Genomic DNA, 18,767 nt, shown 5'->3' with positions numbered 1-18,767 from the left:
GAAGCTTCTGATGGCCCGATTCACCGTCTTCCTGGCTTTGCTCCTTGCATCCATTCACGTTGGCTGCAGCAGCCTTGAAAAACGAAGCACCAGCCAATTTCTTAAACCGCTGAGCAGCGAGCCAAACTCTCAGCTACTTCGCGAAAAGCCCGACGAAAGAGAACTCTGCATTGAAACTGCGAGGTCTGTCGCGGCGAAGGGGCACGCGTCAGAGGCCATCTTGCTGTACGAGAAAGCCGAGCAATTAGACTCCAAAGCCGGAGCGCTAGATCTTGAGCTGGCTCCGCTGTACGCACAGACGGGACAAACGGAAAAAGCACTCAGCCGCTATCAAAGTGTGCTGGCGAAGGGAGTTGCTACTTCCGAGATTTACAACAACCTTGCTTGGACACTTATCGAGTCCAAGCGGAATGCCGAAGCAGAATTGATAATCAGCCAAGGTTTGAATAAACATCCCGAAGATGAACGTCTTCGATCGGCTCTGGCTATCGTGCTGTACAAACTCGGAAAGCGCGAGGAATCGATTGAGGTGTTTAGGGAGCTCTACGGGCCTGCCGGCTCCCATCACAATGTTGCGGTCTTGGACCTCGACCATGGGCGAATCGATAGCGCACTAGCGGAACTAGCAACTGCGACACAGATTCCGGGGTGCCCAAAAGAAACGTTCAATCTACGTGACTCGCTTCGCACCGAACTGGCGGCAGCCAATCAACCCTCAGATTCAATGACTCGCTAGAAATTTTGAGGACGTACCGACAAACGTAAGCTGTGTCACGCTGCCAGTCCGCAGCCTGAAAGAACTCTCAGAGTGCCCCGGCCAATCCAGGAAGCTTACATTTGATCATCAGCTGAACGTTTTTGAGTCCCACTCCTTGAGATGGCGGAGATGCCCCCGCCAGTAATCTAAAGCAAAGCCGTCTTCGTCAATCGGAGCGGGTTCAAACGACGAACCAGACAGAAAGGACTTCGAAGTTCGACTTGGGCTCGCAAGCAATCAACAGGGGGGCTCAGAATAAAGTGGACGGGGCTCCCTGCCTTGAATTGACTCAATACCGTACCAGAAACTTCAGGAGTCCCGAGTGCAATCCGGCACCAAAATGAGGAGTCAGCAGTGCATTCAGAAAACGGCACCTCACGCGTCTGGTTCGCGGTGAGACGGATCAACACCCACTCCCGGAATCAGGCGTCGCCATCTTCCTCACCCTCTTTATACGCATCCTCAATCTGATTGGCTGGGAGATAGTCCATATCCCAGTGCGTGGTTTGCCGATCCTTTGCCTCCTCGGCGTGAATCTTCGTTTCTTTTTGTTCTTTCGGTTCGTCTGGTGTCGGCTCGGTGTCTTCGGAATTCATGCTGATCCTCACTTTCTAGACAGCCCCGTTCAATTCTAAGCGGCTGTCAATCGGAGCTCAATCCAGTCCGACGAACGCGTGAAATAGCTGGACAGCGCCACTATCAAAAAAAACACCGTGATTCTCAGTGCAATCAGCGCCATGCGGCTTACCCAAAGTGCCGCTGTCCAGCTACAGCGAGTCCATCCGGTTGGCCGGCGCGGTGGCGAATGAAATTGCCAAAGAAACACGGTGCGTCCTTGAGATGCGACACGTTTCCCGGACTGCTGTTGTTTTCCAAGTGCCGTCCACTGCTGCGGGCTTGGGCCAGTCGCTGACCCTGTACATTCAGAGGGTATCACTGGGCAAAGACAAGCCAAGCAACTTTCATCCCGCTCAACAAGAAGTACTTTAGAACGGTTGGGCAGGTCAAATCTGGATGCCCGTCATCCGGGCGACCTGAGCGTGTCCAATCAAGCCGCAGTTCGTTGACAGAAGGATCGGGAAGCGTTTTCATTCGTCGCGGACCAGCCAGAACGAACTCATATTTCGCGAAACCCGTTTTCAAAGAATTCATTGAACACTTGGCCGATGAAATACGAAATCAAGCTTTCCACCATCGAACGACAGCTACCGAAGCACTTCGATTTACCAGCGACGTTTCACGCGTTTGTCCAGGCGTGTCAGCAATCGCAGCGAGGTGACCTTGGCTGGTTCGCAATCAAGCACACCAAACCGAAGGACCTGCTGGGATTTGAACCGGAGGGCCACATGGTTCCCGTCCTTCGACTTCCTGATGGCGGATTTGTTTCTTTTTGGTTCGGGACGAAACGAAACCCATCCGTCGTCTGGTGTAGCAGCGAGGGCGAAACCAAAGTGGTCGCTACGACATGGTCGGACTTTCTATCACGGATGTCGAAGAAGCGAACGGGCGTTCCTGATCTGGACGATCGTGAAGTGGCCGTGCTTCCTGCGATTCGGGGAATGCGTGGCAACGTGATGCCGCTGGCGAAAGAACGACGTGAATTCAAGAAATGGTTGAATTCAAAGCAGCCCAAACAACCGACAGCGGGTACCGATGATGTATCCGAAGGCATTCGCCGTGAGCTGGTTGAGTTAATGGACCGGCATTTCGACAAGGAAGACGAAGACCTCGTCGATATCATCGACCTACAAGTGACGCTGACATCGCGTAGCTACGAAGTCCTGTGGTACGGAGGACACAAAAAGTATCCGGCCCCGAAACGCCTGCGACGAACTTTGGACAAGCTGGTCGATTACCTCGGACGCTCTCTCAAGAAGAGTGAAGTGAGCGTGTGGTCCGATGGCCGCGTCTTCGTCGAAAAGAATCTGCGACTCGGCGACAAACGCCCTTAAATCACTGAAAAAGCAGCTTGGAAAACGGAAGCATGGCGTTCCCTCCTGGGGGTGTGGATGAAAGAGAACTTGCGAGCTCTTTTCCACAGACACAAGCAGAAGCTGCCTGGGGATCATCCCCCTCACCTGCCGAACCAAGATCCTGTGTCACGGGCGGCAGATTTAATCTTGCGATTGCGCATCCGGGGCGACCGCAGCATGGTCGTCCGGCCACATTTCGCCGCTGAGTTGGTCACAAAATCGAATCAACTCGCGAAACTCGGGTGTGTCATCGTTGCCCCGTTGGACGAAAGCAACGCCCGGCATTTCAGGATAGCGGTTCTTAAGTTCTTCGGCACGTTCACGCAGCCAAGTCGTCTTCAGTGGCCTGCCGTTGCGTTGTGCACCGGCGGTGATAAGTCCGAAGCAGAAAATCGTCTTACTGTTTCCTTTCCCAGCAACTCGTCGGATGACGGCTTTCAGGCTGGGTTTGACAGGCAACGCCGGCCAGACGTCCTTGGACCTCACGAAGTTTCCACCCTCCCAATTTTTATCGATCGCCGAGGCATGTCGATCGCATCGGAATCAACTGAGTCGAGTCCTAACACCACACAGGGAATCACTCGGTTTGCCTTTTGAAGCGACCTTTGAGGGTGTAGATGCCTAGGAAGCCCATTTCTTCTTTAGATTTCCTCAAACTGACAATTGTACTTCCGAGATCCCACCGCTTATCTTAGTGCGTGTACGCATTACTTTGAAGAGGAGCCGTGTTTTGGACCCCCAGGAAGAGATTCCGCTGGCGTTGCGCGCCGCCTACCTGATGCTTCATCGCCAATCTGACGCGGCGTTCGCACCTTACGGAGTCACGGCGGACCAATTCGTGCTGATGGCCAGGCTGTCCGAGGGCGGTGCGATGACGCAAAAAGAGCTGGCTAATCGGATGCCGTCTGACCCGAGCACGGTTCGCGCGATGCTGGTCCTGCTGGAAGGGCGGGGACTCGTGCGCCGGGAGCGTCACCCCACCGACGGCAGAGCTCGAATGGCAGCCTTAACGAAAGTGGGGCGACGCAAGTTCGGGCAGCTTTGGAAGGCTGGAGATTCGATCCGAGGGAGGGCGGTCGCCGAAATGAGTTCGGATGACGCGTGCAAGCTCGTACAACTGCTGAAACAATTTACTGAATCACTTGATCCGAATTCGGTTGTCCCTGAAACCGTGACTGAAGGGTGGAGACAGAAATGAACAAACAACCATTGATCGCGTTCCTTGTTTTCGCCGCGTTGTTCTGTGTCTGCCGGTCCTCGATGGCTCAGTCAGATAGCGAGCTACCGCAGGCGGTGTACTTGTACGAAGGCGATGCTCCTGGCTCGGAAGGCATGTCGGACATTCCCAAGCAAATCCGACCGGGTGACGACCGCGTGGTCACTCAGGTTCATCGCCCTTTGCTTTATCCGTACTTACCCGCCGAGGGTGCCGAAACCCGAATGGCAGTCATCGTCGCGCCGGGCGGTGGTCACAATTCGCTTTGGTCGACGCATGAAGGTCACACCCCGGCCAAATACTTTGCCGATCACGGTATCGCCGCGTTTGTCTTGGAGTATCGACTGGCTGAAGAAAGAGACTCGAAATACACCGTCGACGAACACGCATTGGGAGACATGCAACGCGCGATTCGTCTCGTTCGGGCCCGCGCAAAAGACTGGAACGTTGATCCAAATCGTGTTGGCGTGATGGGGTTCTCGGCGGGCGGCGAGATAGCCGCCCTTTCAGGCATGCGATTCGATGCGGGAGATCAAGACGCCGACGATTCGATCGCCAAGCAGTCGTCGCGTCCTGATTTCGTTGCGTTGATCTATCCGGGCCGTTCACATCGCTACGAGCCTCAGCCCGAATCACCGCCCACGTTTATCGTGGCTGGCTATGGCGACCGTCGAGATATCTCGGAAGGGATGGCGAACGTGTATCTGAAATACAAACGAGCCGGAGTTCCCACGGAGTTGCACATCTACTCCAACGCCGGGCACGGGTTCGGACTGCGCGAAGGGAAGTCTGGATCGGTCATGAGGTGGGTCGATCGATTTATCGACTGGGCGGGTGACAGAAAGCTGATCGTCCGAGAAGCCAAATCAAAACCGTCCGCTGACACTCCGAGTGAACCGAAGCCGGAAGACGAAGCGAGCGATCTAAAGATCATCCGAGACATTGCTTATCGCAAAGGTGACAGTCAAGCCTGGCGATTGGACTTGGCGATGCCGGCGAAACAAACCAAAGACCTGCGACCAGCTCTGGTGATCGTTCATGGCGGCGGTTGGCGTGGCGGTTCAAAATCGGTCGACGTCTACCAAAAAATGATGACGGAGTATGCCAGGAAGGGTTACGTGACCGTCAATGTCGAGTACCGATTGATTGGCGAAGCCCCTTTTCCGGCGTGCATCGAAGACGTCAAGTGCGCGGTGCGATGGTTGCGAGCCCATGCGAAAGAGTATCACGTTGATCCTGATCGAATCGGCGCCTACGGCCATTCGGCCGGTGCGCACCTGGCTTTGATGCTCGCGATGGCACCAAAGTCCGCCGGACTCGAGGGCGACGGAGGCTGGGATGAGTTCTCCAGCATTGTGAACGTTGCTGCCGCCGGTTCGCCACCCACCGAATTGGGACGCGACGTTCCGATGGCGGAATCCCAGTGGTGGCCGATCGGCTATGTCGCAGCCGATCATCCCCCGCTGTTCTTGATCCAAGGAAGCGAAGATCGAATTGTCCGTGCCGCGTTGACCGACGACTTCGTCGAAAAGATGAAAGCCGCAGGCGCGGACATCAAGTACCTGCGAGTCGATGGTGCGCAGCACGGACTCGCGTACAACGAAAGACTGGAGTTGACGGATCCGGCAATCGAAGAATTTTTCGCAAAACATCTCAAACCCAAATTGCCTGACGGCGCGGCCGCGAACGACGCTACGGAGCCCGCGGCAGTCATCATCGAAGATGGAGGGACCGGTCCCTATTCGGCAATTGCCACGGAAGACGAGTCGCTCTCTGGAATGACCATTTTTCGGCCGCGTGATCTATCGCCATTCGGCGAGAAGCAGAAACTGCCGGTTTTGCTGTGGGGAAATGGTGCGTGCGCTAACACGACCGAAGAACACAAGAACTTTCTCAGCGAAATCGCTTCGCATGGTTACTTGGTGTTGGCAATTGGTCTGCTCGATCAAATCGAAGAACGCGACGAGACCTCGCGTCAAAAGACACTGTCCAGCCAACTGCTCGCTGCACTCGATTGGGCCATCGCTGAAAGCGAGCGCAGCGGCAGTCAGTTTGACCGCAAGATCGACACATCGAAAGTTGCCGCGATGGGCATGTCATGCGGAGGGTTGCAAGCGATCGAGGTTTCTCACGATCCACGCATCAGTACAACGGTCGTGTGCAATAGCGGCGTCCTTCCCAGTCCGTCTCCTATGCCAGGGATGCCCGCGCTCAAGAAAGACATCCTGACAAAGCTGCACGGACCGGTGCTCTACATCATGGGTGGCCCGAAGGACATCGCGTACAACAATGCGATGGACGACTTTTCCAGAGTGGCCCACGTGCCGATCGTGATGACAAACTTCGACGTGGGACATGCGGGAACCTATGCCCGACCTCACGGGGGAGAGTTCACTCAAGTAGCGCTCGATTGGCTCGACTGGCAACTTAAAGGGAAGACTGAGAACTCCCAAGTTTTTCTCGGGGAAGACGGCAAGCTTGCGAAGGACCCTGATTGGACGGTCGAGGCCAAAAACTTTGCGGTTGAGCACTCAAAAGCAGTGCCAGTCCCGACCGAAGGAGAAATTGGTCATGCCGTCAAACCGCCGGCTGCCCCGGAAGGTTGGTCCGAGGGTTTTCTCTATGCAAACGGGGTGCGTCTGCACTATTACCAGACGCCTTCGTTGGCGGAGAAACCGCCGCTGGTGATGGTGCACGGGATCACCGACAACGGGCTCTGCTGGACAACGTTGGCGTTGAAGCTGCAAGACCAATTCAATATCACCCTGTTAGACGCTCGCGGGCATGGCCTGTCCGATCCCTTCACCGCCAACGATGACGCGGACACTCTGATAAAAGACGTCGTTGCCGCGGTTGAAACGCTAGAATTGAAGCGGCCGATCTTGATGGGACACTCGATGGGGGCTCACACCGTGATGCGTATTGCGGCAGAGTACCCGCAGTTGCCGAAAGCGGTCGTCATGCTTGACCCTCTGCTTCCGGGCGCGGGAAACCGCGGTGGGCCGCCGAGATCAGGCCGCGATGAATTTCGAGGTCGTGAAAGAAGCCGTGGAGAACCAGGAGAGCATCCCACCTCACCAGAATCGAACGAGAGGTCCAGCGACCGACCGGCGGCGAAGCGATTGTCCGTCAGCATGTTCGGTTCCCCTAAAGATCTCGTTGCTCAAAACAACTACTCCTTTGATGATCTGGTCGCTAAATGTCGTCGTGATAGTCCCAAATGGGACCTGATCGATTGTCAATACTGGGCTTTGTCGAAAAAGCAGTACCACGGTGCCTACTCAGGCGAGTCATTCGCAGTCATGACGGGGGCGATGCAAATCGGCGATGCATTGAAGAATATTGAGGTTCCGGCGCTGATCTTGAAAGCCGACGCATCCGATGAAGACCGCGAAGCCCACCAAACGTCAGCCGACGCCATGCCGAACTGCAAGCTCGTGCATCTTGATGACGCGGGACACAACCTTCACCATGACCAACTGAACCGCACCTTTAAAACGCTGTCACAGTTCCTTTCCAAAGTGAACGGCCCATGACTCGATATCTTCTCCTTTTCGTCGTGACTTTGTTGGGTGAAGCTTTGGCTGTTTCGGCTGACGAAGTGACCTATGAACGCGACGTCCTAGGCTTTCTGACCAGGTATTGCTTCGATTGTCACGGCGACGGGGCGAACGAGGGAAATGTCGATATCGGTACGTTCTTGCAACGCGGCGAATTTCGACAAGACACACCGTTTTGGGACAAGTTGTTGCGAAACATCCGTGCTGACGTGATGCCACCCGCCGACGCGGAACAGCCGTCCAAGGAAGAGGTGGCACGTTTCGCCAATTGGATCAAATCGGACGTGTTTCGTATCGATGAGTCCAACCACGATCCAGGCCCGGCTCTCATTCGCAGGATCAACCGAAATGAGTATCAAAACACCATTCGCGATTTGATGGGATATGACTTTCAAGCCGACGAGCTATTCCCGGCCGACGATACCGGATACGGATTCGACAACAATGCCGCGGCGCTGAACGTTTCTCAGATCCTGATCGAGAAATATTTAAAGGCCGCCGAAGAGATCGTGGCCGCTACGGTTCCGATGGTGTCAAGAACAGTGAAACGCGTTCGAATCTCCGGCAAGGAGTTGGACCATCTAACGTTGCCTTCGACGACCAAGGGCGCGGAATCCGAGGTTTCAGAGGAGGAACCATCACAAGACCGTGGCAGGACCGACCGTCTGGATTTCAAGAACGCCGCTCGAGTCGGCACGACGTTCGAAGTTGCCAAATCGGGTCATTACAAGCTGGACCTATCGTTCTGGGTTCGCGGGCATTTCTTCTTTGACCCGGGTAGAACCGAACTCGTGATTCGCTTTGATGGAGAAGAGATCCACCGTCAAAAATTTGTCTGGGAAGAACGTGTTGAGTATCCGTTCCAATTCGATTACGAGTTGGAACCGGGCGACTACGACTTTGAAATTCAAATGACCCCGTTGCCGGACGCGAAAGATGCGGCGCCGCGTGAACGGGAGGCTGAACTCTACATCCAAGTCGACCATGTCACATTGGAGGGTCCACGAGCGGTTGACGATTGGGTGCCGCCGGAGAATTACGAACGCTATTTCGATCGCAGTTCGCCGCCGACGGATCCTCAAGAAAGGGAAGATTACGCCAGTGAAATACTGGGGCGATTCGCTGGCAAAGCGTTTCGTCGACCCGTCGACCAGCGGACCGTCGATGGCTTGGTTGCAATCGCGGCCGACACCTACTCTCAACCAGCACATACGTTCGAAGAAGGAATCAGCCGCGCGATGGTGGCGATCTTGGCATCGCCGCGATTTCTCTACCTGACCGAGCAAGTGCAACAGCCCGAGTCATCCAACGACGAATCGGCGTCAACATCGGGCATTTCCATTTCCGCACCGGTCGACGAGTACACGCTGGCGTCACGTCTATCGTATTTTCTTTGGTCGACGATGCCCGATGAGGAGTTGCTCGCGCACGCGTCAGAAGGCCGGTTGCGTGACAACCTGGATACCCAGGTCGAACGAATGCTTCGTGATCGCCGTTCACGTCACTTCCTTTCCAACTTTGTCGGGCAATGGTTGCGATCACGGGAGATCGAAAACTTGATGCTTGACCCGCGGGCGATTGCCGACGGTGATAAGTCCGCCGAACAGTTGGCCGAGGAACAGCGGCAGCATGAACAGCGGGGCAGACGGTTTCGCGGTTTTCCCGGCTTTCGCCGACCACCGTTTCGCTTCAATGCAGAGATCCAACGTGCGATGCAACAGGAAACCGAATTGTGCTTCGGTTACATCATGGAACAGGATCGCAGCGTGCTGGAACTCATCGACGCCGACTACACCTTTCTCAACGAAGACCTGGCGGAGCACTACGGAATCGAAGGCGTCTCCGGAGACGAGATGCGCCGCGTCGAACTGCCCGAAGACAGTCCTCGGGGCGGTGTGTTGACCCAGGGAACGCTGTTGACGGTCACTTCGAACCCAAACCGGACTTCTCCGGTGAAACGCGGGCTATACGTTCTGGAAAATATCCTCGGCACACCCCCCTCCGCTCCACCACCCGACGTGCCTGAGTTAGAAGAGTCGAAGGATCGCTTTGACGGACGGACGCCGACCCTACGCGAAGTCCTCGCGGCTCATCGTGAAAACGCGGTCTGTATGTCGTGTCACGGTCGAATGGACCCACTGGGCTTCGCGCTAGAAAACTTCAATGCCTTAGGAGTTTGGCGAGACCGCGACGGCGGGCAACCAATTGATGCGTCCGGGGAACTGCTCTCCGGCGAAACTTTCCAAGACATTCGTGGTTTGAAACGTATCCTGCGAGAAACCAAACAAGCCGAGTTCTATCGTTGCCTAACAGAAAAGCTGCTCATCTACGCGATGGGACGCGGTATCGATGTGAAAGATACCGCGACGATCGATGGTCTGGTGGATCGCTTGCTGGCATCTGAAGGACGTTTTTCGGTATTGTTGAATGGAATCCTCCATTCCCCCCAATTTCAACGCCGTCGGCTCCCGCTCACCGACGCGGAGCGTTTGTCGGCTCTCGGCGAGCGTTGATGCCGATAAATTGATGAACACGGTGCGTCGCCGACGCGCGAATCAACTTTTTGCGTTCTCGACTGTAAGAGTAGCCGGACATGCAATACCAATTCAATCCGTCAAAACGGGCCGAACGCTCCGCTTCCTTACATCGCCGCCGATTTTTGCGTGGGTTAGGCGCAGCTGTCGCCGTGCCGATGTTTTCTTCCGTCGCGCGAGCCGCAGAAAAATCAGCAACCGACGGTGCGAATCTTTCCAGTGTTGGAGGTGCGGCACCTTTGCGGATGGCTTACTTCATTCATCCCAACGGCGTGGTGCAAGACTACTGGTTTCCCAAAGTGAGCGGAGACAACTTCGAATTCAATCGGACGATGAAACCGTTGGAGGACTTGAGAGAGCATGTCCAGGTCATCACGGGGCTCGACCAACTTAACGCAACTCCCGGAAACGATGGCGGTGGGGACCATGCCCGCGCTGGTGCGACGTATCTAACGGGGATGCGAGCGAAGAAAACAGGTGGCAAAGACATTCGATGCGGAATCTCGGTTGATCAAGTCGCCGCGCAGCAGCTCGGACACTTGACCCGTTTCCCATCCTTGGAGCTAACCTGCGACGCCATCCGGAATACCGGTAGTTGTGATACCGGCTATGCCTGCGCCTATCAGTACAACATGTCCTGGAGCTCTCCGATGACTCCCGTGACTCCAGAACCCAATCCGCGATTGGTGTTTGAGCGGCTGTTTGGAATCGGGAATCACGGCGAGCGAAAACGGTCGTTTGAAATTCGCCGTGAACGTCAGAAATCGATTCTTGATTTTGTGATGGAGGATACGCGTTCGTTGATCCGCGATATGGGACATGAAGACCAGCTCAAGCTCGACGAGTACCTGACGAACGTCCGGGAAATTGAACGGCGCATCTCCGATACCGAGCAGATCGCCAAGATCCACGATCCGAAGGTGCCAACGCCAGCCGGGATTCCGGACGAAATTGGCGAACACATGGATTTGATGTACGACCTGCTTGTGCTCGCATTTCAGACCGATCAAACCAGGATCGCGACGTTGTTGCTCGCTTATGACGGCAGCAATCTGCCCTACCCGCAGCTTGGGATTTCAGAGGGCCACCATTGGTTAACACACAACCTCCGCGTGCCAGAGTACAAGGAGAAAGTCGGGAAGATCGAAGTCTATTGGATGGAACACTTCGCGAAGTTCATCCGAAAAATGCGTGATACCCAGGATGTCGATGGCAGCCGACTGATTGACAATGTGGCGATGCTCTACGGCAGTGCGATCTCCGATGGCAATCGGCACAAGCATGACAACTGCCCTGCGATCTTAGTTGGTGGCGGTGGAGGAATGCTGCAGCCGGGAAGGGTGACCGATGCCGGTGGCATCCCGATGTCAAACCTCTATGTTAGCCTGCTCGAGAAATTCGGAGTCCAGGGTGTGAACCAATTTGGCGACTCCACCGGAAGCTACAACGATATCTAAGCGGCGATTGAAGAAACGGCTGAGCTTCAAATCACCGGTTGAGATGGTCGCTTGAAGAATGGCCCCAGATCCGTACGAGCCGAGAAAACCATCGCAATCGGTGTCGACAATCCGTTCACCGCGATCGATCGTCTGGATGACCGCTGTCTGGTTCGGGATCTTTGCGGCCATGAGTGTTGGGTTCTTTGTTGCGCTCATCTCAAACTACAACGGTGAGAGAGCTGTTTCAGGATTGGTGTTGTGGTTCCTTGTCATTCTTCTGATGACCGGCTTCGCATTGTCTGTGGCGACTTCTGTTGCCTTGCTTTGGCACGGCTGGTCGAACCGTCCCAAGTGGCCTTCGCTCTCAAAGAATGAAATGCTTTTCGATGAGAAGAATGCCGGCGGGTATTCCCTGTTGTCCTGGCACACGCGGCGATTTCCCGCAAAAAAACGGGATTCACGTTTCAATTGCTCGAGAACAACTCTGGATCCATTCGCGATTTCTTGCCTTTGTTTCCATTGGACTTCGGCTGGACCAAGTACACCAAATCCTCCTTGCTGCGATCGAAGAGGTGGTCGTCGACCAAAGAGGAAGTGGAAGATTCTTTGTTCCAGGCGAATTTGACATTACCTACAGATCATCCGGTGGGAGCCTACGTGGACAGCGCCACTTTGGGTGAGCCGCGTGGCGCTAGCCGCGGGTTTTCTCGCCTCGACCGGCGGCTAGCGCCTTGCCGCTCATTGCACTGCAAATCACCGTGTTTTTGATTGAAAGTGGCGCTGTCCAGCTACACTCCGTTCGGCTATGGCTCTGGAAGCATCGAGAGTTTCTGTCGGTCGTGCGCTCACAATGCCATCATACTCACGTGATCGATCGGACGACGGGAAGCTCACCGCGACTCGAGCTGAGTGGATTCCGGAAGTGCGATTCGTTCATCTTCCAGAATGCCGGCACGGTGGTCACCTGGCAAAAGGCGTCACCCCCATCGCCTTGGATCTCCACTGGAACGGGCGGGAAGCTTCAAGGCGTCGAATGGCGTTCCAGGGTCACAAATCGGACGCGTTCTGCACCTTTCGCCGGAGTCACTTCGACACCGATGTCGACCGCCCCGAGCGGCAGTTCGATCGACGGGAGGGTCACGCTGGTCTGCCCTGGCTCCAGCGAGGCCCGAAATTGTTGGTCGCCAACCGAGAGTGTCACATTTCGATTTCCGATCGGAGAATCCCAGCGAACCGTTGCCCGGTAGGGGCCCGCGTCCACAATGCGAACTTTCCAGCGGCCGTCGTTTCCCCAACCAGACGACTCGCCCACCCGCCAGTCTTGAATCGATAAGACCGACGTGGGCTCCTGATCGGATCCGATCACGATCCGTGGTGGGGCGTAATTGTCGTCGCGCGTCTGTGAAACGTCATGAAACCAATCCTGGTAGCGCGACTTCAATTCCTTCAGCTTGTCCGGATACTGGTCCGAGACGTCTTGTCGCTCGCCCGGATCACCGGTGATCCGGTACAACTCAAAGGGTGCATCGTTGACGATGGTTTCGCGGCCAAATCCCGTTGAACGGACCAGTTTCCAGTTTTGCGTTCGTACGCCGAAGTGATGGAATTCGACCGGGCGGTTGCCGCGGTGCGACTGGAAGAATAACGCCCGGTCCGGCCAACCATCGGCCTCGCCGCGAAGCAATGGCAACAAGTTTTTTCCATCCAACTTGTTGCCCGATTCTGTACTGACTCCGGCCGCCGCCGCCACCGTGGGGAAGATGTCGATGTGGGCAGCAATTCGATCGCTGGTGACTCCGGGCGTCAGGCTTGCCGGCCAGCGAGCAAAGAACACCGTACGGATGCCGCCTTCGTGGACATGTGATTTCATTTCCCGGAATGGACCGACGTAACGGTTCGTGTTGGGGCCGTTGTCAGTCAAGAACAAAACCAACGTGTTCTCTTTCAGCCCGTTGGACTGGAGAAACCGGTCGAGTCTTCCAAAATTCTGGTCGATGTTCTCAACCATGGCGAAAACGCGGGCGACCGTGTCCTGGTGCTTCTTTGATTGATTCTTGCCCAGCACCGGCGTCAGGTCGACCGATTGATAGTACGCCAGCAGGTCTTCGGGGACGTCGTGGAAAGGCCCGTGCGGCGCGTTGGGTGGCAGGTACACGAAAAAGGGTTGCTGGCGCTGGACCGCGGACTTCATGAAGTCCATCGCGGCATCGAAATAGACATCGGTGCAATAGCCTTCGGTTTGCACCTGCTCGCCGTTGTGGAACAGGATCGGATTGGTGTAACGGCGGTCGTTCTCAATCGGTTCCGACGGCTGGGCGAGTCCGCCGCCACGGTGGATCAGCGATTCATCGAAACCTTGATCCATCGGGCGCAGCGGGTAATTGTCGCCCAGATGCCATTTTCCAAAGATCCCGGTCGCGTATCCGGCGTCGCCCAGTCGCTCAGCCAGCGTCACCTCGTCAGGATCCATCATGGATCGGCCCTTGAACGTATCGATCACGCGGGTTCGGTAATTGTAATGTCCCGTCATCAGACAGGCCCGCGTCGGCGAACAGACGGGGCTGACGTAGAACTCCGTCAATCGGGCGCTCTCGGAAGCGAACCGATCCAGGTTGGGCGTCCGAACGACGGGGTTGCCGGTGAATCCAAGGTCGCCGTACCCCATGTCGTCCGGCATCACGATGATGATATTCGGAGGCTGTTCGGAGCCGTTTTCCGATGCGGCGGCCGTCAACGCGTAGACGACCAGCGGTAACCACAGAAAGGTTCGAGCGAGATGGAACATGGTGGATTCGTCGTGGGGAGGGAGAAGGGTGCGAATCGGAGGGATGCAAGGCAAGAATCAACGCATTGGAGCAGGCGAGAAGGTCGCTTCGACAAGATTCTAACCCATCGGGCTGGTCATCGACAAAACCCGTCCGACCGCCGGTCCAGCAAGTACGCGGCAGGCAGTGGTCGTTCAGCGTTCGATCACAATCTTTCCGACGTGTCCGGCTTGTTGCATCGACTGGTACGCTTCTTTGACCTGATCAAACCCGAACACTTGATCGATCACCGGTTCGATCGAATTGACCTCAATCGCCCGGACCATGGCTTCAAACATCTCTCGACTGCCGACGTAAATCCCCTGAACCGTTAGTCGTTTGAACAGGGTCATCATCGGTGACGGATTCTGATCGGGTTGTCCCGTCAACACGCCGATCAAGCTGACGCGTCCGCTGACTTTGGCCGATGCCAAGGAGCGTTCGAAGGTCCCGGCGCCGCCGACTTCGATGACGTTGTCGACACCAACGCCATCGGTGGCTTCCAGCACCTCCTTTTGCCATTCAGGATGGTTGCCGTAGTTGATGCCGACATCGGCCCCCAGTTCCTTGGCGGTTTGCAATTTCTTATCACTGCTGGAGGTGATGATGGCGCGCGCCCCAAAGGCTTTGGCGAACTGCAAGGCAAAAATGGAAACACCGCCGGTACCGAGCATCAGCACGGTCTGCCCGGCTTGCAAGTTCCCCAGCGTCAGCGCCTGCCAGGCGGTCACCGCCGCGCAGGGGAGCGTGGCTCCTTGGGCGAAGGAGTACGATTCCGGCAAGCGGACCAGACCGTCCTGGTGAAACGCCACGCGTTCGGAAAGGACGCCATCGATCGCTCCGCCGAGGGCGGATCCGATCTGCGCATCGGTCAGGTCGCCTGCCAACCAGGTTTGAAAGAAGATTCCGGCCACCCGATCTCCCGGGCGAAAACGCGTCACCTGGTCTCCGACGGCGATCACCTCACCGGCGCCATCGGACAGCGGAACCATCGGTGGATCGCGTTTGACCTTGTCGTTGCGGTAATAACCGCCGTGCGGCATCCCCAAATCGCGGTAGTTCAGCGACCAGGCTCGCATCTCGACTAAGACCTCGTGCGGCCCGATTTCCGGCTCGGGCCGGTCCACCGGAACCAGTGCATCCAATCCATTGGGGCCGGTGATCTGATAGCTTTTCATCGGGAAATCCTGGGGCAGTGTGAGGTCTGGTGGTGCTCGCCCCATTGAATCACAGCCGGCAGACGGAGCACACCCGCCGCTCGATTGGAGGCAGGGATGGTCAAGAAATGAGCACGCGCGGGGCAGCCAGACGTGACATTCGACAGCCGGGCTACTCGCCGCCGATCGGCAGAAACCGGGAAAAAACGCTCATCCGCGGTTTCCCGTAATTAGAATCTTTGAAAGTCGGCCGGGTTGCGGTACCGGGTTTGCAACCCCGCGGCTGGTCGGACGGAAGTCCAGTGCGGCGTCAACGAATCACTTCCTTGCATTTGGGTCACGCGAGATGTCCATCATTGAACAAATCGGCAAGGCGATCTTCCTGATTCTGGCACTCTGTCTGGGAATCATCGTGGCCGCGTAGCCGGTTCGGCTTGATTTTTAGCTAACGTCGCCAGTTGTCGATGCAGGAATAGCATCTCTGCCACCGTTCACCATCGCCCGGCGGCGGTGGCGATGTCGCGGACGGCATCCACTCATTCCGCCGAGTCTTCTTCTTCGTTCGGTTTGGCGTCAATGGATTCGCCGACTTTCCCGGCCAACTGGTTGGCCTTCTCCACCATCTTTGCCGTATCTTCCTTCACCTCTTCGGTATCCACGCGAATGGTGGGATCACCGTCGGTGGTGGAGTATTGGAGCCAGCCGGCGAAGAAGAGGAGCGCCACGATAAGGACGGTGATGATCAACCCGCGCATAAGTGAATCCTGAGAAAGGGTGCGAAGCGGCGTGCAAGGCTTCGCAGGGGGGGGTGTCGTTAACGGGCAAGACGGGCTCGCGTCAGGGCTTCAAGGTGCGCCGGAAGAACTCGCGCATGCGGTCTCGGCCGTAGGTGCCTCCGTCACTGTGGCCCATTCCCGGGACCATCAGGAAGTCGAACCGCTTTCGGTGATCGATCAATGCATCGACCAACCGGTACGTCGACTCCGGCGGAACATTTTCATCCAGTTCTCCGACGATCAGGAATAGATCGCCCTGCAAGCGATGGGCATTGTCGATATTGCTGCTGTCGGAATAGTGTTGGTCGACCGGGTAGCCCATCCACTGTTCGTTCCAAGACGCCTTGTCCATCCGATTGTCGTGACAACCGCAGGAGGCCACAGCGGCTTTGTAGAAGTCACCGTGGAAGAGCAGTGCACCGCACGCGTTTTGACCGCCGGCGGATGTCCCAAACACGCCGACCCGCGATGGGTCAAGCGCGGGATACTTTTCGGCGGCGGCTTTGATCCATGCGACGCGGTCCGGGAAACCGGCGTCTTTCAGATTTTGCCAACAGACGTCGTGGAACGCTTTGGATCGATTGGCAGTTCCCATGCCGTCGATCTGTACCACGACAAAACCCATCGACGTGAGGTCTTCATAGGATCTGCCGTGCCGGTAGCGTTTGGGGACATGCGATCCGTGGGGGCCCGCATAGATCGCTTCGATGATCGGATAGTGATCGGCCAGGGACGGATCAAAATCTTCGGGAAAGTGAATCAATCCCCAGATCTCGGTCGACCCGTCTCGACCGGCCGCGTGAAAAACGCGAGGCAGCTCCCAATCGCCAGCGTCAGAATCATTGATCCGCTCGGCTCGCATCAACTCAGTGACCAGGGAACCGTCCGTGGTGCGACGCAGTTCGTGAACGGGCGGGGCGTCGGCGCGACTGTAGGTCACCACCACGTATTGGCGGTCCGGTGAAAACTGAACTTCATGGTCTCCGTCGCCCTCGGTGATCGGAACGACGTCACCGCCCTGCAGGCTCGCGCGGACCAGGTGACGGTGGTAGGGATCTTGGTCATCGAAATACTCGCCGACCAGCAAGTCCACCGTCTGGTTGGACTCGTCGATCTCGACGATCTCGCGGACCAGCCAATCGCCTTGAGTGATTGGAGTCATCGGTGATTGCGCGGCCAGGTCGACCAGGTACAGATGGCGGTAGCCCGACTTCTCACTAGAATAGATCACCCGATCGGAATCCTGCAGGTAGGTGACCGGAGAGACGGGCGGCCCGTGTTGGGTCCACACGAACGTGTCCGGTCGCTCGTCGATCGCATTGAACCACTCGCCCTGGATCGGATCGACGACAAACAAACGGAATCGGCCGTGTCCGCGGTCCACCTTCTCGATTGCCATCTTGTGACCGTCGAACCAATGAATCCGAGGTCGACCGAAATCAAACACCGGTAGGTCAACCGCCAGCGGGTTTTCGGTTTCAGCGTCGAACACCAGCAGGTGATGTTCGTCCATCGGGTCACCGGGCAGCCGATAGTCGTGGCGGTGCAGGACCGCGCGGCCGCCCTCATCGGGTGAGGATTCAATGGTGAAGACTTCCTCGGCGGGATGCTCGTCCACTTTCCAGACCGCGACGACCTTGCCGTCAGGCGACCATTGGGGGGAACGCAGTTCGGCGCCGTCCAGCGGTCCCACGGGCAGATCTCTCCAGGCGTCATCTGATTCGAGCGTCCGAATTTGAAGACCGCTGTCGGTGGCACGCAGCTCGCGTGAACCGTCGGGCGATCGGCCAGAACCATCACGGCGGCGATTCGACCAGCGGCGGCGGGGCGTCCGACGTTCCGGGGGCGCATCAAAGGCCTTTTCTATGCGGGCGGTATTTCCCAGGGCGTTGGCGACCAGGCTTCCGTAATAGGTGCCGTCGCGTCCTCGCACCATCCACGCGTGTCCCACGAAAGTGTGTTGCCGTCGCGTTTGCCCGACAGCCAATTCTCCGTATCCCCGAGGGCGACCGGAATCTTCCACCCACAGAATCTCCACCGGCTGGTCCGCCTGGTTGATGAATTCGATCTCGGTATGGTCGCTGCTGTTCTGCGACCGAGGCGGAGGCCCCCCAGAAAGTCCGGCATTCGATTCGTCGTTCTCCGGATCATTCTGCACGGACATCTCGCCACTGAGCGCATCGACCAGCACGGTGTCGATGTCACCGTCCGAATCCTCTCTCCGAAACGTAAAATGGTGGTCGTCAATCCAATCGGGGGCGAGCCGCTGATTGATGGTGCGGCTTCGCTGCTTGGGTCGATCGGTTTCCCCATTGTCAGGGGAGTCGGCGGCGTGAATCTGGGACGAAAAGAAAAGCAGGGCGATCAACGCAGCGTAAAAGGCCCCGCCTTTGCCATCCAGAACAGACAGTCGAATTGAAAGCACGTTTGATTCCTGCAAGCGATAGAAAGTTGTGTCGTCGTCAAAGAATAGATGCTTTTGATCTGGTCACAATCCATCCTACCGGGCCCATCCTACCGGGCCCATCCAACGGGCGAGGAACAATCGCGT

12 protein-coding genes are annotated in these 18,767 nt (G+C 56.7%); 6 read left to right on the top strand and 6 right to left on the bottom strand.

Annotated features, from left to right (window positions below):
- Nucleotides 1–10: 10 nt before the first annotated feature.
- The gene (locus FYK55_RS02870; RefSeq protein ID WP_150074707.1) at nucleotides 11–736 is read left to right on the top strand and encodes a tetratricopeptide repeat protein; all 726 of its coding nucleotides are present in this window, start codon (nucleotides 11–13) and stop codon (nucleotides 734–736) included.
- A gap of 443 nt (nucleotides 737–1,179) precedes the next feature.
- Here FYK55_RS02870 and FYK55_RS28900 read toward each other — a convergent pair whose 3' ends face one another.
- Nucleotides 1,180–1,353: a hypothetical protein gene (locus FYK55_RS28900; protein WP_161604268.1), complete on the bottom strand. Its 174-nt coding sequence runs from the start codon at nucleotides 1,351–1,353 to the stop codon at nucleotides 1,180–1,182.
- Between the two features lie 570 nt (nucleotides 1,354–1,923).
- Between FYK55_RS28900 and FYK55_RS02865 the strand changes: the two genes are divergently transcribed.
- Nucleotides 1,924–2,709: a hypothetical protein gene (locus FYK55_RS02865; protein ID WP_150074705.1), complete on the top strand. Its 786-nt coding sequence runs from the start codon at nucleotides 1,924–1,926 to the stop codon at nucleotides 2,707–2,709.
- Between the two features lie 162 nt (nucleotides 2,710–2,871).
- On the opposite strand, the gene FYK55_RS02860 is transcribed toward FYK55_RS02865, so the two are convergent.
- Entirely contained in the window at nucleotides 2,872–3,216 is a 345-nt protein-coding gene (locus FYK55_RS02860) for a hypothetical protein (protein WP_150074703.1), read from the bottom strand.
- 244 nt (nucleotides 3,217–3,460) lie between these two features.
- Between FYK55_RS02860 and FYK55_RS02855 the strand changes: the two genes are divergently transcribed.
- The 4 genes from FYK55_RS02855 (at nucleotide 3,461) to FYK55_RS02840 (ending at nucleotide 11,497) form a co-directional block, all read left to right on the top strand.
- Nucleotides 3,461–3,928 carry a MarR family winged helix-turn-helix transcriptional regulator gene (locus tag FYK55_RS02855; protein ID WP_201743608.1) on the top strand — a complete coding sequence of 156 codons (468 nt, stop codon included), beginning with the start codon at nucleotides 3,461–3,463 and terminating at the stop codon, nucleotides 3,926–3,928.
- Nucleotides 3,925–7,482 carry an alpha/beta fold hydrolase gene (locus FYK55_RS02850; RefSeq protein WP_150074701.1) on the top strand — a complete coding sequence of 1,186 codons (3,558 nt, stop codon included), beginning with the start codon at nucleotides 3,925–3,927 and terminating at the stop codon, nucleotides 7,480–7,482. Before FYK55_RS02855 ends, FYK55_RS02850 begins: the two co-directional genes overlap by 4 nt.
- A complete protein-coding gene (locus FYK55_RS02845; protein WP_150074699.1) occupies nucleotides 7,479–10,019 on the top strand; it encodes a DUF1592 domain-containing protein in 2,541 nt (846 codons plus the stop codon). The genes FYK55_RS02850 and FYK55_RS02845 overlap by 4 nt, the downstream gene beginning before the upstream one ends.
- Nucleotides 10,020–10,285: 266 nt before the next feature.
- Nucleotides 10,286–11,497 carry a DUF1552 domain-containing protein gene (locus tag FYK55_RS02840; RefSeq protein ID WP_201743607.1) on the top strand — a complete coding sequence of 404 codons (1,212 nt, stop codon included), beginning with the start codon at nucleotides 10,286–10,288 and terminating at the stop codon, nucleotides 11,495–11,497.
- A 1,003-nt stretch (nucleotides 11,498–12,500) separates the two neighbouring features.
- Here the strand turns inward: FYK55_RS02840 and FYK55_RS02835 are convergent.
- The 4 genes from FYK55_RS02835 to FYK55_RS02820 all read right to left on the bottom strand — a co-directional run bounded on the left by FYK55_RS02835 (nucleotide 12,501) and on the right by FYK55_RS02820 (nucleotide 18,641).
- On the bottom strand, nucleotides 12,501–14,264 hold the full coding sequence (locus FYK55_RS02835; RefSeq protein WP_150074695.1) for an arylsulfatase: 1,764 nt from the start codon (nucleotides 14,262–14,264) through the stop codon (nucleotides 12,501–12,503).
- A 174-nt stretch (nucleotides 14,265–14,438) separates the two neighbouring features.
- Entirely contained in the window at nucleotides 14,439–15,461 is a 1,023-nt protein-coding gene (locus FYK55_RS02830) for a zinc-dependent alcohol dehydrogenase family protein (RefSeq protein ID WP_150074693.1), read from the bottom strand.
- A 515-nt stretch (nucleotides 15,462–15,976) separates the two neighbouring features.
- Entirely contained in the window at nucleotides 15,977–16,195 is a 219-nt protein-coding gene (locus FYK55_RS02825) for a DUF3810 domain-containing protein (protein ID WP_150074691.1), read from the bottom strand.
- 82 nt (nucleotides 16,196–16,277) lie between these two features.
- Nucleotides 16,278–18,641 carry a prolyl oligopeptidase family serine peptidase gene (locus FYK55_RS02820; protein ID WP_235908381.1) on the bottom strand — a complete coding sequence of 788 codons (2,364 nt, stop codon included), beginning with the start codon at nucleotides 18,639–18,641 and terminating at the stop codon, nucleotides 16,278–16,280.
- Between the last annotated feature and the right edge of the window lie 126 nt (nucleotides 18,642–18,767).

Origin of the sequence: Roseiconus nitratireducens (genome assembly GCF_008629675.1) — a bacterium.
In the GTDB taxonomy this organism is placed as follows: domain Bacteria; phylum Planctomycetota; class Planctomycetia; order Pirellulales; family Pirellulaceae; genus Stieleria; species Stieleria nitratireducens.
The sequence above is the reverse complement of the archived record's forward strand: the minus strand, read 5'-3'. Positions and strand labels throughout refer to the sequence as shown.